The 16472-nt window shown below is 53.9% G+C and carries 10 protein-coding genes; 2 read left to right on the top strand and 8 right to left on the bottom strand.

The features are described from left to right. Positions 1–1489: 1489 nt before the first annotated feature. Entirely contained in the window at positions 1490–1714 is a 225-nt protein-coding gene (locus HY788_03255; protein ID MBI4773193.1) for a zinc ribbon domain-containing protein, read from the top strand. A gap of 171 nt (positions 1715–1885) precedes the next feature. Here HY788_03255 and HY788_03260 read toward each other — a convergent pair whose 3' ends face one another. From HY788_03260 to HY788_03290, 7 genes are all read right to left on the bottom strand, one after another. After that, entirely contained in the window at positions 1886–3241 is a 1356-nt protein-coding gene (locus tag HY788_03260) for an FAD-binding protein (protein MBI4773194.1), read from the bottom strand. A 64-nt stretch (positions 3242–3305) separates the two neighbouring features. Beyond that, positions 3306–4463 carry an acyl-CoA dehydrogenase family protein gene (locus tag HY788_03265; protein MBI4773195.1) on the bottom strand — a complete coding sequence of 386 codons (1158 nt, stop codon included), beginning with the start codon at positions 4461–4463 and terminating at the stop codon, positions 3306–3308. A gap of 125 nt (positions 4464–4588) precedes the next feature. Beyond that, positions 4589–4957, bottom strand: a complete 369-nt coding sequence (locus HY788_03270) for a hypothetical protein (GenBank protein MBI4773196.1) — start codon at positions 4955–4957, stop codon at positions 4589–4591. Between the two features lie 133 nt (positions 4958–5090). After that, entirely contained in the window at positions 5091–6299 is a 1209-nt protein-coding gene (locus HY788_03275) for an acetyl-CoA acetyltransferase (GenBank protein ID MBI4773197.1), read from the bottom strand. A gap of 28 nt (positions 6300–6327) precedes the next feature. Then, a complete protein-coding gene (locus HY788_03280) occupies positions 6328–7773 on the bottom strand; it encodes an OB-fold domain-containing protein (GenBank protein MBI4773198.1) in 1446 nt (481 codons plus the stop codon). A 176-nt stretch (positions 7774–7949) separates the two neighbouring features. Next, on the bottom strand, positions 7950–8318 hold the full coding sequence (locus HY788_03285; protein ID MBI4773199.1) for an antibiotic biosynthesis monooxygenase: 369 nt from the start codon (positions 8316–8318) through the stop codon (positions 7950–7952). Positions 8319–8797: 479 nt separating this feature from the next. Beyond that, entirely contained in the window at positions 8798–10732 is a 1935-nt protein-coding gene (locus HY788_03290; GenBank protein ID MBI4773200.1) for a sigma 54-interacting transcriptional regulator, read from the bottom strand. 559 nt (positions 10733–11291) lie between these two features. Between HY788_03290 and HY788_03295 the strand changes: the two genes are divergently transcribed. Then, complete coding sequence (locus HY788_03295; GenBank protein ID MBI4773201.1) at positions 11292–11882, top strand: DUF2889 domain-containing protein; 591 nt, start codon at positions 11292–11294, stop codon at positions 11880–11882. Positions 11883–12360: 478 nt separating this feature from the next. Here HY788_03295 and HY788_03300 read toward each other — a convergent pair whose 3' ends face one another. Beyond that, positions 12361–16425 (bottom strand): hypothetical protein, encoded by a 4065-nt coding sequence (locus HY788_03300; protein MBI4773202.1) that lies wholly within the window; start codon positions 16423–16425, stop codon positions 12361–12363. Positions 16426–16472: the final 47 nt, after the last annotated feature.

A 16472-nucleotide genomic window follows, 5' to 3' on the forward strand; every position in this document is an offset into this window, starting at 1 on the left:
GCAATCATTATGAACACATCATTCGCAATGATGAGGAACTGAACCGTATCCGGGAATACATCATCTGCCACCCTGCACAAAAGGAAATGGATCGGGAAAATCAGAACGTTGTCGTAGGGACTGGATTAAAACCTGCCCCGGAATGGGTCTGACGATGGAACCTTATTCCCTACACGCATCCGTCCGATATCAAGGACGGCCACGAAAACGGGGACGACTATGTTTTAAAACTTCACAAGAATTGATTACCCTTGAAATTAGAGTGGCCGAATCGATGGGTATGACCCCAAGGAAGTGATGGCATTCGGTAAATCGCGGCAAAGCGTAAAGGCTCGGGCGCTCTTATGTTATCGGGCGCATCGAAAGCTTGGGATGACCGCCACCGAGATTGCCCGGAGGCTCAAGATCACTCAACCGGCGGCAAGTCGCTTGTCGAAATGGGGTGAACAAAAAGAATAATGATCCAGTTTGATTGGAGAAAAATGGTATAAAGGTATGGACGTCCCCATTATTTCTTTATTATTGCAAGAAATTCCGAACTTAAGATGGCTTAGTCCTCGTGGACGTTCGGGGTCGATCCTCGCTCCGGGCACGAAGTTGGGCCGAGCAGGGGCTCGGCGTTCCCAGGGGAAAAGGGGTCAAGTCTCGTTTTGACTCTATTTAGGCCAACATCACAGGATGAACCGCAACGAAGAGTCGGTGTCCGTATTGCCGCCTACAAGATACAATTCTCGCCCATCCAGTCCCAAAAGTTCCCAATCCTGCTATTACGTACCAAAACAACGCCATAAAACCTGACGACTACCGGATGAAGTATTGAGCCAAGGGTCCATTGACAGGGTACGATCTTCCTCCCGACAGTCTTTTTCATCCTATCGTCATCCGGCTGTATCGATGTCTCCGTGGACACGGCCTGCGCCGGTGCATCCAATGCGGCAGGTTTTTACGCATGGGGTGCGACCTCTTGTTGCTTCGCAACTCGGACAACGAGTTGTCCGAGCCACCCAAGTCTCAAATCAGGGCCGGTCTCCGAGTTGGTATTCTATCAGCCCGTTGAGAAAGCCGGGTCGTTACTGGCCGTTGAAAAAGGATGAGATGCAAGGCGCGCAAATCCCGAGGAATGGGCGTACATAGAGTACGTCGCATTGACGAGGGATGAAGCGTCACGCCGTTGGCGTGACCGCAGATCGCGTTTTACAACGGCCTGCTATGTACAAACGCGCCCTTTCACCCCGGCCCGCTCCCCCGAGTTCGGGGGCGAGGGAATCCAGCCTCCCCGGATCGCGCCGCCTTGATGGTATCGCCTCGTCCTTCTTGAAGGTTGCGCTTTGCATTCCCTGAAGCAAGAGCAGGATTGCAGAATGACATTCCGCGGGATCGGTCGCGTCCTGCCGCTTTCCGAAAAGACCACAAAAACCTTGCTGTTCAACAGGTCGCGACAACGAGCCCGGTTTCCGGATTTGGTCCGAAAATTGCTCTACTCATAAGCATGCCTATTTACGAATATCAATGTTCACACTGCGGATTCAGCTTTGAAAAGCTCGAAGCGACCAGCGCGTCGGTCTTGTGCGAATGCCCTGAATGCGGGAAGGAATCGAAACGCACCATGAGCGCCCCGGCGGCGTTTCTGTCCGGCGGCTCTGAGAACCGGGAGCTTTCGGGCAATACGTGTTGCGGTCAGGCGTCCCCTTGCTCGAATCCCAAACACTGCTGAGGCAAGTGAGGCCGGGAAGCGCCCACGGACTCGGACGACCTGCGGGCCGGACCGCGCTGCCGCTTTCCGCGCGGGGGGCGCCGAGGTGTGTACACGCCTAAGTTAAGGGAAACCGGGCAATACCGCGGTGACGGGATTGCCCGGCTTCCTTGTGTGCTCGTCCGAGGTCCGTTAAAGGCTTTCCTTGATGGTTTCCACCGCTACTTGTCCGAAAATGCTGGATATCTGCAAACCGGTGCCGGTAGAGGGATAGCTGTCGTAAAAACCGGCCGTGTTGTTGCCGGCTGCGTACAATCCGGGAACGGGACTTCCGTCCGGTTTGAGCACGCGGGCTTTGGCGTCGATGACGGCGCCTCCCGCGGTGTTGAGGACCATGGGAACGATTTCGACGGCGTAGAAAGGAGGAGTGGCGAGAGGGGCCAGGAGTTGGGCCGCTTTTCCGAATTCATCGTCCCTGCCCGCACGTGCGTATCCGTTGTACTTTTCCATGCTCGCCACGAACGAGTCCACCGGTAATCCGATCTGACGGGCAAGGTCCGTGAACGTGTCGGCTTTCTTGATCCTGCCGGCTTCCACCTCTTTTGCGAGATCGGTAAAGGGATTGCCGGTGCGCAGGGTTTCATCGATAATCACGTATCCCGTGCCGTCCGGTTGATTGTTCAGAGCGTGGGCGAAGTAGGCGTTCCAGATGGATTCGTCCATGAATCGGACACCGGCCTTGTTCACCACCGCGTAGTTGCTGAACAGAATAAGGTAGAAACTCCGCATTGTGAGCCCCGCCGTGTTCGGCATTTCCGCTTTGTAGCCTATGCATACTTCCAGGTCCCCGATAGCGGCCCCAGCCTGCTCGGCCAGGCGAATACCGTCTCCTCGGGCCCATCCGGCGCAGATCATAACGTGGTTTTGAAGATTCACATACTTCTCCACCAGCGTCTTGTTCTTGCCGAATCCGCCCGTGGTGAGCACCACGCCCTTGGCGCGGACTTCCACGGATTGCCCGTCGTCCGTTTCGGCCCGAACCCCGGCGACCCTTCCGTGTTCAATGATGAGTTCCTTGGCTCCGGTTTTGAGCAGGATTTGAACCCCCAGGGCCTCGGCGCGTTCTTTCATCTTGACTACGTACTGGGCGCCCATGCCTTCGTTCTGGTGCACCCTGGGCACGGTTGTGGGCCCGTGGGTGTGAATCTCTTTGGTCTGCACGACCCCCTGTTTCGCCAACCATTCGATGTTGGAGGCGCAGCGGTCCGCCAACACCCGGACCAGGTCCGGCCGGCAGCGGTAAGAAGAATAGTCCATAAAGTACCGATACAGATCGCCTTTGGAATCCTGAATGCCTTTTTCTTTCTGCAGGGCTGTCTCGGCGCCCACCCAGAAACCGGCCGCGATCATGGCGTCGCCGCCGCAGGAACCCAGCTTTTCCAACACCACCGCTTTCAAGCCCAATTCCCGGGCGCGTACCGCACCGCAAAGCCCGGCTGAACCGCCTCCTACAAATACGACGTCCGTTTCCACTACTTTTGAAGCCATGCCGTACTCCTTTCGGTTTTAAAGAAGGCCAAGTTGCAAGACGTTCAAATCGGTATAATTGGTATCAGAGGGTACCGGCGATGACGATCTTCTGAATCTGACTGGTTCCCTCATAGATTTGGGTAATCTTGGCGTCACGCATCATGCGTTCTACCGGGTATTCCTTGATATATCCGTAGCCGCCCAGAAACTGGACCGCGTCCGTGGTAACTCTCATAGCCGTTTCAGCCGCATACAGCTTCGCCATGGCCGAGTAACGCACCAGTTGCTTGGGGAGTTTGTCCAGATTCTTCGGAAGGTTTTCATACGCGGACGCCGCCTTATAGGTCAGTTGTCTCGCGGCTTCTATCTGGGTCGCCAGATCGGCCGCCATCCATTGAATCCCCTGATTCGAGAACACCGGGCTGCCGAACTGAACCCGTTCTTTCGTATACTGAACGGAATAGTCTAAAGCGCCCTGTGCGATACCCAGCGCCTGAGCGGCAACCGGAATTCTGGTGAAATCCAACGTCTTCATCAGGATGGAAAAACCGACACCCTCGGCGCCGATCAGGTTGGCCGCCGGTATTCGGACGTCTTCGAATATAAGCTCCACCGTGGAAGAGGATCGAAGTCCGAGTTTGTTTTCCTTCTTTCCAATCTGAAATCCCGGAGTGCCTTTTTCCAGGATGAACATGCTGATCCCTTTGTGGCCCGGAACCGAGGTGTCGGTCTTGGCGGCCACGGTAAGCACATCGGCCGCGTCACCATGGGAAATGAAGATCTTGGCGCCGTTCAGTACATAGTGATCCCCGTCTTTGACGGCCTTGGTCTTGAGACCGGACACGTCCGATCCGGCGTTGGGTTCGGTGAGAGCAAAGGCGATCAGCTTTTCTCCTGTCGCCAGATCGGGCAGATATTTTTCCTTCTGTTCTTTGCTGCCGGCCAGAAATATGGGCATGGCGCCCAATTCATGCACCAGCAACAGGCCGGCGGTTGAGGAACACACCTTGGCTATTTCCTCGATAGCCAGACAAAGGGCCAGCATTCCCATCTGAGAACCGCCGTACTCCTCTGGAAAATCGGCGCCGAACAGAGCGTTTTCCCGGAGCAGCTCCACCATTTCCCATGAGAATTTGCCTTCCTCGTCGCGCTTTTCCGCTCCGGGCGCGATCTGTTCTTTTGCCATCCGCGCCACGGTGTCTTTCAGCATCTGCTGTTCTTCAGTAAGGTCGTATGACATGCTCCACTCCTTCTATTCTGATCGTGCAGGAATTCGAATGATGATCTTTTATGGACAGCGTCTCCGGTGTGATCAAAGACAACGAGCCGTGCGCGTCGATGGGAAGCGGTCCGAGGGCCTTCCGATTATCCGTGTTTAATGTCGAATCGGTCGTCGGGTTCCTGGAATTGAACCTGTTGAACGTATTCCTTCTCTTTAAGGATGCGAACGATCGCGTGCCGGGTCTCTTCATCGACAATGGGTTCCACCTCGGACACCCAGAGTCCCCGATCGTTTTTGCGGACCTGATGCCGGATCATGTATCCGGGTACAAAAGCGTAGCGACACCCCCAGGTCCCGCAACAGGCCCGATCTACAAAGGCGTGGCCGACGGCGTACAAGACCTGCCTCCCGTCTTTCTCGATCCGGCCTTCGCGTTCAAATACGTACCCGCCGGCGAGAAAGCGTATCTCTTCGTTCAATTCGTGAACGTGCTCCCTGGTCGTTTGGCTCACTGATGACTTCTCCGTACTCCGAATTTCATCTCGTTCATCTCGTTCCCAAGTTCATCTCTTACCTCGTTCCCAAGTTCAACTTGGGAACGAGACAACGAGACCTAACTTGGGGACGAGACCTAAGGGCCGGATCTTATGAATTACCCAGAATGGCCACGCTGCAGACCAGGCTTCCGGCCAGGCCTCCGTGATTGTGAGCCAGCCCGATTCTGGGATCGCCTTTTAACTGTCGCTGTTCAGGTTCCGCCTTCCCCTGCAGCTGTTTGTAAATCTCATACAGCATTCGGATGCCGGAGGCCCCGATGGGATGACCGAAGCACTTCAATCCCCCGTCGCTCTGGCAGGGTATCTTGCCGTCGAGATCGTAGAAACCGTTTTCAAAATCCTCTCCGCCTTTTCCCATCGGAGAAATCTGAAGGCTTTCGACCGTGACCAATTCACTGATGGAAAAACAATCGTGCACTTCCATCAGGCTGATCTCTTCTCGAGGTTTGGTGATGCCCGCCTCTTCGTAGGCCTTGATTCCGGCGATGCGGGTGGACTCCAAATGAACGCCGTTCCAGCTCTGATGAAGGATGCCTGTTGCAGGGGTGAGCGATAGCTGGAGGGCCTTGACATAGATGGGATCGGGCCTGAAATCCTTGGCCATGTCCGCCCGGACCACAATAGCGGCAGCCGCCCCGTCGCTCACGCCGCAGCAGTCAAACAGCCCCAGCGGCCAGGCAATGACAGGAGCCTTCAGCATGGCTTCGATGGGAACTTCCTTGCGGAGGTGCGCACGGGGGTTCATAGCCCCGTTCTTATGGCTTTTGTAGGATATCCTCGACAGAATTCGTTTGCCCTGTTCGGGGGACAATCCGTACTTCTCGAAATAGGCGGTGGCCACCATTGCGAACATGCCGGGAGCCGTCAGGTTCGGCATGTAAAACAGGTTTTCCGTGCCCATTACGGTTCCAAAATCGGGTAAGCCGCCGTAGCCCGTGTCCTTGAGCTTTTCCGCGCCGAGCGCCAGGGCGATATCGCAAGCGCCCGAAGCGACGGCATAGCATGCTCCCCTGAACGCTTCCGTTCCCGTGGTGCAAAAATTCTCCACTCGGGTTACTGGTATATTTTGCAGTTTAAGCGCCCTGGCCATCGGCACGGCCCCGCTTCCCGCATTCACATCAGGAAACGCGCTGCCAAACCACGCCGCCTGGATGTCTTTCTTCTCTATGCCCGCGTCCGCGAGGGCTTCTTTAAACGCGTCGACAATGAGGTCTTCTTCGCTTGTATCCCATAATTCTCCAAATCGGGTGCACCCCATGCCAATGACTGCAACTTTGTCTCTAATTCCGGTTCCCATTATCTATATCCTCCGTCCAAAGTTCGTCTTACACCGGTACGGCTTTCCAAAAATAGGAGTATATTCCCCGCCGCTTATCGGCAAATTTGCGACGGAAACTCATCCTGACCTGTGCCCCCCCCTTCAGGGAGTCCAGCTCGCAGTCCGTGATGTCCAGGTAGAGTCTTCCGCCCTCGTCAAAGTCGATCAAACCGTACATGCCCGGCGGATCCCAGCTGAACGCCAGATTGTCGCCCGTGTAGGAGTTGATGCGTCCGATTTTGTCATGGAAGAAATAGTCCTCCATCTGATCTATGGTTCCGCATTCCGGATTGACGCATACCCGCTGGGCGGGAAACTGGGGAGTGCCGCATTCCTTGCACTTTGAACCACACAGGGCGGCCATGGTCTTACCTTCCCTGAACATGACCGACATCCGGGCCATGGGCATCTCTTCGCCACGGATGCCGACGTCAACGGGAAGCAGATCCCGAAAAACCAGGTACTTGGAATAGCTCCCCAGGTCCTTTTTCGAATCGAGGTGGCCCTTGACTCCCTGGCGCGGCTCGATCTTATTGATATTTCCGGTAACTTGGAAGAGCAGTGCGTCGGCCCCGCTGCCAAAACCCAGGACCGCGATCTTGTCCCCCGGTTTGGCGTCCTCGAGGGCGGCGACCAACATCATGGACGCCAGCGCGGAACCACTGTCTCCCATAACGTTCATCAGGTTGTCCTGTACCTGTTCGGGCCGGAATCCCAACTGCTTGGCGAGCCCTTCCGTCACTTTGATAAAAGGACAGGCAACCACCAGCTTCGAAATATCGGCGGCCTTTACGCCACATTTGCCCATCAGACCGGCGATCGCCTGAGGGATGATCTTTCCGTATCCTTCGTCCCGAATCCATCGCTCTTCCCAGCCTTGGGGGGACCTTTCTCCCTGCGTACGACGAAAATCGGGGAAATCCCGCGTATAGAAATAGCTGCCTTTCAACTCGGCGATGACGTTTTCCTTGCCGATGAGGAGGGCTGACGCGCCGTCGCCGGACATATGTTCCAAAGCGCTTCCGGGCTTTCCCAACCGGGTGTCGGACGCGCATACCAGAAAGGTGTTCACCGCTCCGGATGCTACTGCATCGCACGCGGATGCGAGGGCGGTGGTGCCCGATTTCAGCGAAGCGGTGAAGTCCGCTGTTCGAATATCCGGCCTCAAAGCAAGGGCCGCAGAACAGATCGCCGCGTTCTGTCGCTCGAGATAGGGCAGCGTTGTCGAGCCGAGGAATAGTCCGTCCACCCGCTCTCGCGCGAACCCTTTCAGACAATCCATCGCCGCCGCTACGGACATGGTGATGCTGTCCTCGTCGTAGTTTGCAACCGCTTTTTCCCCTCTTGCCAGACCCGCCGTGGCGGCATTAAACCATCCGATAGACTGAAAAATGCTTCCGCGATTCAGCCTATAGCGCGGAACGTATGCGCCATAAGAAACGATGCCAACCATGTGCTTACCTCCTCTTGAGATCCACTATCTGATAGTGATTTATCCGAACCTCCGTTTAAGGATACCCGATTCTCGCGTACTCGAGAGCCTTGGTTTCAGTCCTTGAGGGCCACGAGTCCTTCAATGCCCGAAATACAAGAAAGCCTGCCGACCCGAGCACGCCGTACGTCCGAACACTAATCCCGCTGCTCCACTATATCCGGCCATTCCCCCGGTTCCGCAGGCTTCACCCTTGCCGCCCTGATGGCTTCGATGCCCTTTGTACGGGCAATGGTGTTGAACCTGATCTCGGGCGGTTTGCTCGACATATCGATGGCTGCAAGGATCTGAACATAACGGTCGGAACGGATGTGTCGATCCAGATCCGCCTGGGTTTTCCACTCCTCCTCGAAAAGAAGTGCTTCTTCGTTTTCCAAATCCTGGTAGAGCCGACAGCTCAGGCACCCCGGTTCAACCTGGGTCGGCTCGATGACCGAGCGCAAAAGGTCCAGCACTTCGCTCCTTCGATGCGCAGGCACGGTTACCCTGAGGGTTGCCGTAATCATGAGCGCACATCCCTCCGGGCCTCGATCTCGAATAACCGCCCGCGCGAGGTCCTGACAGCCGCCATCGCTTCCCTCCTCCGCTAAGGTCCTCCAAAATAAAATCATATACAACTTGCGGGAATCGTGCCAATTCAAACGACGAAAGGAACGAATGGCTGTGACCCGCTCCCAACGAATGGTTTTACAAAAAGAGGAGTTGATGTCCGCTCTTGGAAAAGGATGTCAGCCGACGATATATCGTCTATCGTTTATGGAAACGAAAAAGCGGTTTTCCGCTCGACCGGGTTCGTATACCAGCGCCGGCCCGGCTGTCGAGGATGCAGGTGGAAGACGCAGCGCCGGAACCCGCTTCTGCTGCACTGTTATCCTTTTTTTGTGGCTTAAGCAAGGAATTAGGTTCGGTTTCGCGTCCCTCCGGGGACGAAGGAGCCCGCGCGCCGCATGCAAGGTGAAGAAGGTGGTTCGAACGGAGCGGCGTGTTATTCGACGATATGTCGACTATCCAACGAAATGTCGAACGATTTGCCCGGACGTTGAATGCCCAGCTTCTTCATCCTCGAGTGGAGTGTCGTGGGTTTGAGGCCCAGAACCGCGGCCGCCCCGTTTCTCCCCCGGATGCGCCATCCGGTTCTTTCCAACACGCTGACCACGTGTTTTCGTTCGACTTCCCGTATGGTGAGATCGTGGGCTCCCACGGAATCCGAAAGACCCGGAACCTGCACTTTGAGGATTTTGTCCCGCGTGATGATCATGCCGTGTTCGATCACGTTTCGCAGTTCGCGCACGTTGCCCGGCCAGGGACAGCGTTGCATCAATTCCATGCTCTGCTTGGGAATCGACTCGATCCGCTTTCCCATGGTCTCTCCGAATTCATTGATAAACGCCCACACCAGAAGCGGAATATCCTCGGGGCGCTCACGTAACGGCGGCACCGTGATGGGGAATACGTTCAAGCGGTAGTAGAGGTCCTGCCGAAATCGTCCATCCTTCACGGCTCGGACCAGGTCTCTGTTGGTCGCTGCGATGACCCGAACGTCTACGTGGATGGTCTTCGAGCTCCCCAGCCGCTCGAATCGTCCGTCCTGGAGCACCCGGAGCAGTTTCGCCTGCAGTTCCAAAGGCAACTCGCTGATCTCGTCCAGAAAGATGGTCGATCCGTGAGCCACTTCGAATCGCCCCATTTGCTTGGACAACGCTCCCGTGTAAGCGCCCTTTTCCCGGCCGAACAGTTCGCTTTCCACCAGGGCTGCCGGCAGGGCCGCGCAATTGACTTTCACCATGGTCCGGCCTTTGCGCGAACTGAAGTTGTGGATCGCCCGCGCCAGGAGTTCTTTTCCCGTACCCGTTTCGCCCTGAATGAGGACCGTGGAGTCCGTTTCGGCCACCTGCTCCACCTGATTCAAGACCGCCTTAATGACGGTGCTCTGACCGACAATCTCCTCATAATTGTGTTTGAGTTTGATTTCCTGGCGGAGATAGATGTTTTCCGTTTCCAAACGCTCCTTCAGTCGCTGGATTTCCGAAAAAGCCGCCTGCAGGGTTTCCTCCGAACGTTTTCGATCCATGGCGCCGGCAAAGATCTCCCCTATAAACTTGAGACGCCGGACCACGTCGTCGGGCCAGGTGCGTTCGTCTCTGTACGACTCTATCGTGAAACCTCCCATAAAAGCGCCGCCCACACTCAAGGAGACCAGCACGGCCGCTTTGAGACCGAACTTCTCGACAAAGCTGCGGACGTCCGTCCAGTCCTCGGGGATTTCCCGAAGGCTTCCGAAAACGAACGCACCGTCGGTCTGCAGGCGGGAGATCAGGTTTGGAAACGGAAGCGGTCTCCGGCCGGAAGGCATGTACAGTCCCGACGTGTCCCGGTTCGCCAACCAGAGGTATCGGGCCCGGAATCCTTTTACGTCGGGGAGAAATTCGCCGATAACCACCCGGTCCACGTCAAAGAAGCCACCAATGAGACTGAGCCCGTTTTCAATGACCTTGTCGATTTCCCCTGTGGGGAGGTGGATCAACTGCGCCGAGATTCGGGAAACAAGGGCCTCGAATCGCAGCCGCTCGTCCAATACCCGTTCGGTGCTTTTCAAGTCGGAAATGTCGCTTACCAGTGCGTAAAATCCATGAACCGCACCGTCGGAGCCGCGGTGGGGAAGGAAATTCCCCCGAACGTGACGGGAACGTCCGTCGGGATAGGGAATGCGGGTTTCAAAGGTCACTTCGCGACCGGAGAGGACCGCTATCGTGTATTCGCGGATAGAGTCATAGGCCTTTCCGCCGAGAACGTCCCGCAACGATTGACCTGTGATGGATTCACAGGATCGGCCGAACCACTTCTCGTGGGCCGCGTTGTTGAACTCGAATCGTTCGTCCGCGTCGATATACGAGATGAGCACGGGTAAGGAATCCGTCATTCGGCGTACCGGCTCATCGCCTGGAAAGCCGGCCGGTTCCGTTCGCGCCTTTTGTCCGGATGATGCGTCGCCCGCCATGCGATAACCTTTTCCAGTGTTCAATTGGGAGAATGGATAGTATTCTTCCCGTTGAAGGTAACTTTGAACATCCCGCCGGGGGCCGGACTCAAACTCCCTGCAAACTTCCGGAGCATCGCCGCACCGCCTTTGGGGGAGCGGTAAGTCGTTGGGAGAACGCCGGGTTTTCCACGTATCGTGTCCAATCCCATTAGAAGTACGGACGCAACCCACTTTCGGGGTTATCTCAATCGTTCGAAATGAAGTATCGCTTCGGAGCATAGGTTCCCGCGATGTTCGGTGTCAAGTCGACGACGTGGCGGATTCAATCCGCGAAAAGAGATGTCCGGACCGGATCCCGAATGCCCGAGCGAAAGCCCTTCGCGGGCTTTTCCGATTGACAGGTCCTGTTTGAAGAACTATGAAGTGTACCACCTAAGTCGCACGAAGCCCAATGACCGCCACATGGTGTGTTTTAAAACAAGGAGCCGGACGGAACGTTATGAGCGAATCAGCCGCAACCAAAGATGATCGAATGCACCTATGCACGCGAAACAAGAAGATCGACGTCTATTTTCTGCCTTCCAAAACCAAGGTTCAGGCTGAAGCGGAAATGCAGGACGGTGTCCATCATATGAAGATCAACATGATCTTGACTTATCCCCTGCTGAGGATCGAGGAGATCCGGTGCGAAATGCCGGGGGTGCCCGACGCGATATGCCGGAACGCCCGGAGCTATCTTGAACCCCTGATCGGCAAACGGATGGTTTCGGGATTCAAGAAAGTCCTCGGCAACAACGGTTCCTCGAAAGACTGCATGCTTCTGATGGATCTGTTCGACGATGTTTGCACCACCGTGAACCAGGGGATCGTGGTGTTGGGCAAGCAGTATCTGAAAGTCCAGTTTCCCGGAATCGAAGACGAACAGATCTACAAGATCTGGCTCGCCCTTCGGCCCGACATTGGTAACAGCTGCCTCCGATACGCCGACGATTCTCCGTTTATGAAGAAAGTGGCCGAAACGGAGTGGCCCCAAGGATCCCAGGAATTCGTCTCCGGCTGGAAGAAGATGCTCGGAGAGTCGCAGAAGTGATCGGGTATTACGAGCAACGCAAAATGGGTTCCGTCTGATTCGCTTTTCTCTGGACGGATTCAAGATTAGATCGGCTATTGCTCAGCGAAAACTCTGTCTATTTCGTGCCCCCTACAATAGGCAGTGGCTGCGTTACCGAGGATGTTCGCCATATATATCAAATGAGATTCAAAGCCTATGGCGAATGTCTTCATGGTAAGTACGGCCCACCCACTTTTTGTTGGAGCGACGATAGATAGTGCTATAGGATCTTCTTCCCCACGCGTCCCTTGTACCATTCGGGTGCGCAGTTTTTTCTCCCGTGATTGCCCATAGACACTCCAGGTTGTTGGCCTTGAGGAACTCGAAAAATAAGTCCCTGGCTATCAGGGCCGCTGGATAATAGGCCGTGCCCATGCTGGGATCGAAGAATGACAGTTTTCCTTCGGCATTTTCGAACTGACCCATCTTAGGAGAACGGACCTTAAGACCGAGGTGATTAAATAACGATACCGCTGGCTAAATAATAGGGACCATCCGTCACCTCCGGTGGTTGCCAGGCGATGGTATGCGTCAACGGCCTATCCCCTAAAACATTTTCAAGTCTTGGACCATCACCTGCACGTACAATGATTGTATTTATAAAGACGAAAGCCGTTCTCCGGTAAGGATCAGAGAATCTCTCATCAGGCAATCGCTCCGTAGCTATATCAAAGAGGTGTAGCACTAACCATCTACGCCCGTCTGCATCCGCGACCTCGATAGAATTTGAATCGTTGACCATATCTCGTTGTTCAAAGGGCCAGAGAGCCGCCGACTCGTCAGATTCTTCCCGAAATCTGATTTTTCGAGGGAACCACCATTGATCGGATTCTTTGCCGTCATCCTGAGTGCTTGGCGCTGCAAATATCGTAGGCTCAATGTCCCTTACGAAACCGACTTGGAGGGGATGGTCATAGACTGCCGTTACTTTGTCAGAGTGGCTGACCGCCCATACATGATCAGCTAATCGAGCCATAAGTTCAAGAAGAGCTAACCATTGGTACTTCTTTCCAATCCGTTCGACCAAGGGCCGATTCCGACCTTGATAGGTACTCCATTCGCGTGGGAAGAGAGACTTGGTCCATCCGAAATCGTACGCCCGCTTCGTTATCCATCTTCTAGCTAAATCCAAATCGAATCTCGGGATGTCTATCTGCGACAGAAGCATTTGCTCAGGAAAAAAGCTCGGCAGAGCCAGTTCTTCGTACTTCTTAATCTGTGAGTTCGACAGAAGTTTGATGAAACGGTCATGCGATTCTTTTGCGTCTCGCGTCGCATTCTCGTCATACCGGATCTGCAATCCACGGTTTTCCGATACACGGTCGACAAGTGTGTAGGAATTATCTCTTGTCCGGACCGCTTCCTCAAGTCGTTGAAAAGCTTCGCGTTTAGCCTCGTTCCACTTGTTGGTCAACTTCCTGAATTTTGATAGGTTCTTCTCTGGATTGAGAGGGGGATCGTCCGAAAGCGGAATGGAAGTGAAATTCCAGATCTCGCTAGTAACCTCGTAAGTGCCAAAATCTCCAGAAAAAATAGATGAATAAATTTGGCCGTCTTTTGCCCGCTCTCGCACTTTCTCAATGTCCTCTTCAGTCACCTCCTCGATAGGCCATGAACTTTCATAAGGCGGACGACAATGTCGGATATCCACGGAAGCGGGAAGTCGGCTTCTTGAGTTAGCCAGCTCAATAATGCCTCGCGCATAATCTCGCATCAGAAGATGGGGTGGTGGATTACCCGATTTGAATAGGCATACGAAAACCGCGTCCGCAATTGCCGACAGATGTTCATCGCTCACTCCGTGGCACACTGCTCCGTAAGCTGCAGCGCAAAGTCGTTCGAGTATATAAAGATCATCGATATCTGAGAATTCTTTTAGGAGACGTGGAAAAAGGCCCGGTCGTTCGATCAATATCTTAGTCAGCGCTTTTGTGGCTCGATCCCGAATGAGACGATTCGAGGCTGCAAAACTCCAAACAAGGACCACAGACGTGAGGCGGAGTGTTTCGTCTTCCGCAGAAGTTATATCCGCGTGATGCCCCCAGTCGATGAGTTGATAAATCGGGTGCTCTTCTGAATCGCCTATCCGGCTCAGTTCTAATGACCAAAACGAGTCTCTCTCCGGCATTTCTCTGCGGCGTAGGTTTTCGTCTATCATGTGGGCATTCCAGGGGTGTTCGGTTAAGACGGAAAGCTGCAGGAGAAGCCGTAGTCTCGGATCATCGTGATGATGTTGCGAGAGTGTATTGAAAAGGTCCAATGTCCTGGGTGAAAAAGCCTCCGCAGATCGCCACAAAATGCTCTCGCTAAATGCGTCTCTGATCACAGGGATATCCATGCAGTCGAACTCGGTTTCAGGCATCAGATCCACGAGTTCTATTCCTTCGAGTCTTTCTGGAATCTGTATGGACAAAGGAGATAGGAATCTGTAGAAATCCCAGGCAATTTGATTGTCTTCGATCATAAAGCCCAAAGGCCCTCCTTCGTCGAAAGCTTTTTTGAAATCGTGGACTTCATCGAGCAACGCAGAAACGATTAGATGGTCGGAAAATCGCTGATAAGTAAATCGGAACATCTCTTCGGATGGGGATAGAGGGTCCTCCTCCTGATATGAAAATTGGATATCTTTCCTCAAGGCTCCCTCTTCACACAGAATTTCAATCCAGCTTCTTCCTATATGTGGGCCACCACAGCCAAATGCTCTTAACAGGAGAGTCTCGCCGATGTTTCTCTCCACAAAATCCGCTTTGACTTGTCCCATTTGTTTTGCGAGAGAAAGAAATCCCTTTTTGACACAATCGTGGGGCAAGTCCACGTTCACGTATTTCCGCTTGAGCCTGTTTTCTAAACTGTGAATATAGAATCCCAAGATCTCTTTAGCACCATGAAGGCCCCTCGGGAATTCTATCCGGCCGTCCTCCGATAGGGCGGTGGCACAGGTACGCAGGAACAATGGGTTGGTAAATTCAGGCGCCAACCAAGGAGTTGCCGGACGGATGATTCCACGCTTTTCAAGATACTGCACGGCTGCCATTTCGCGTTCACGAGCCGTTACAAACCCGTAGCACTCGACATTAGTCAACTTTTCCGCAAGGGGAGAAGAAAAGAACAGCTTTTGATACTCGGAACGGCAGCTCAAAGCAAAGGAAAGGTGCTTATATTGCACGATTTTTGTTATGACACTGCCAATACTATCTCTCCAAACCTTTAAATCCGTTTCCTCATTCATCAAATCCACGAGTATCAAGCATCTGGCCCGGGCAGCCTCTGCAGCGGAGTCGAGGGCGCCAAGAAAAGTGTCGCTTGAATAATTTCGAAGATCTAACCTACCAAGGATGGTTTCCCACGGATCCCCAGTGGCGAAATACTGCCCCAGCATGAGAATAGCGGGTCTTCCTTGCTCGATCGCTTTTGCCGCCGCGTCTGCGAATAGATGTGACTTCCCAGTTCCTGCACCACCCACCACCAGACCAGCCCTGTGTTGATCTGCTGTTACATCAATGTCCTCAAGTCTGGACCGAACACTCACTAATGAGTTTGCAAGATCGTCCACCGCGTTTCTCGATTTGTAGAGGTCATAATTTATCCGTCCATGTTCTGACGGGTTCTCAATCTCCCGCTCCTTTTCCCAGAGCCAGTCCTGCAGACCTTCTACAGCTATTGTAGCCTCGGTAATTCTCTCCATCCAGCAGTGGATTGGATACAGGGCATCGGGGGTCGGTTTTATCTCGTCCCCAATAGCCCGCACAATGAGGAATGTATTTTTCAAATTTTCCAGGAGCTGATTGACTGGCTTAGCTTTCAATCTCTTCAGGCGGGCAACCAAGTTTTCAGGAGACAACAATTCACAAAAAGATTTTCTGAGGCTTTGCCGGAACGACTCTGAACGCGCGAGCCCGTCGAAGAGTTTGGCGGCTTCTACCTCGACGTGATCTTCCGGATGATATCTTTCGTCAAGATCAGCCTTAACGAGTTCGAAGAGTTTACGGAACCAAGAGGGGTCAAAAACGGGACTGTTGAACCAATACTCTGAAAGGCCCTGGCTGTCCGGGCGTACCAGCCGATCCAGAATATCACTCTTGGTCCACGTTTCGAACGCGACGTTCAGGCCTTTCTGTGCCGTCCAGTCTTCCCACTTCTTTTTATGATTATTCCAATGCTCCCATCCGTATAGACCCTTTCCCTTCTTGCCGCTTCTGTCGGTTAGGTCGCTGGCAAAAGCGACAATGTAACCAGAAAGTTCTGGATGGATATCAATGGCTTTTGAAACTGATTGTTCTACTTGCTTCCAATCGATGTCGCCTGTTTTTAGGAAATATTTTGCCTGAAAACCGATTTTGCTTCCCGAACGAAGAAGCCAATACGCTTCAACACCGCCGTCTCCGCCAGTTCCCTCTACGCGTCTGAATTCTGCAGCGTCCCCAGGCGGATCTCTCCGCGCAAGTTGGCACACTAGTTCTTCGAAAGCGTTCCACTGGCTCCCATCGTATGAGCGAATATGCTTAAAGTTGACATCACACATGTGTACGAGCTCTGGGTACTATGATGAAGGTTTAGGTTCAGCCGTTC

The organism is Deltaproteobacteria bacterium (genome assembly GCA_016208165.1).
Taxonomy (GTDB): domain Bacteria; phylum Desulfobacterota; class Desulfarculia; order JACQYL01; family JACQYL01; genus JACQYL01.

Coding starts and splice junctions, on each gene's coding strand:
- HY788_03255 (MBI4773193.1), top strand. CDS start 1,490: ATGCCTATTTACGAATATCAATGTTCACACTGCGGATTCAGCTTTGAA.
- HY788_03260 (MBI4773194.1), bottom strand. CDS start 3,241: ATGGCTTCAAAAGTAGTGGAAACGGACGTCGTATTTGTAGGAGGCGGT.
- HY788_03265 (MBI4773195.1), bottom strand. CDS start 4,463: ATGTCATACGACCTTACTGAAGAACAGCAGATGCTGAAAGACACCGTG.
- HY788_03275 (MBI4773197.1), bottom strand. CDS start 6,299: ATGGGAACCGGAATTAGAGACAAAGTTGCAGTCATTGGCATGGGGTGC.
- HY788_03280 (MBI4773198.1), bottom strand. CDS start 7,773: ATGGTTGGCATCGTTTCTTATGGCGCATACGTTCCGCGCTATAGGCTG.
- HY788_03285 (MBI4773199.1), bottom strand. CDS start 8,318: ATGATTACGGCAACCCTCAGGGTAACCGTGCCTGCGCATCGAAGGAGC.
- HY788_03290 (MBI4773200.1), bottom strand. CDS start 10,732: ATGACGGATTCCTTACCCGTGCTCATCTCGTATATCGACGCGGACGAA.
- HY788_03295 (MBI4773201.1), top strand. CDS start 11,292: ATGAGCGAATCAGCCGCAACCAAAGATGATCGAATGCACCTATGCACG.
- HY788_03300 (MBI4773202.1), bottom strand. CDS start 16,425: ATGTGTGATGTCAACTTTAAGCATATTCGCTCATACGATGGGAGCCAG.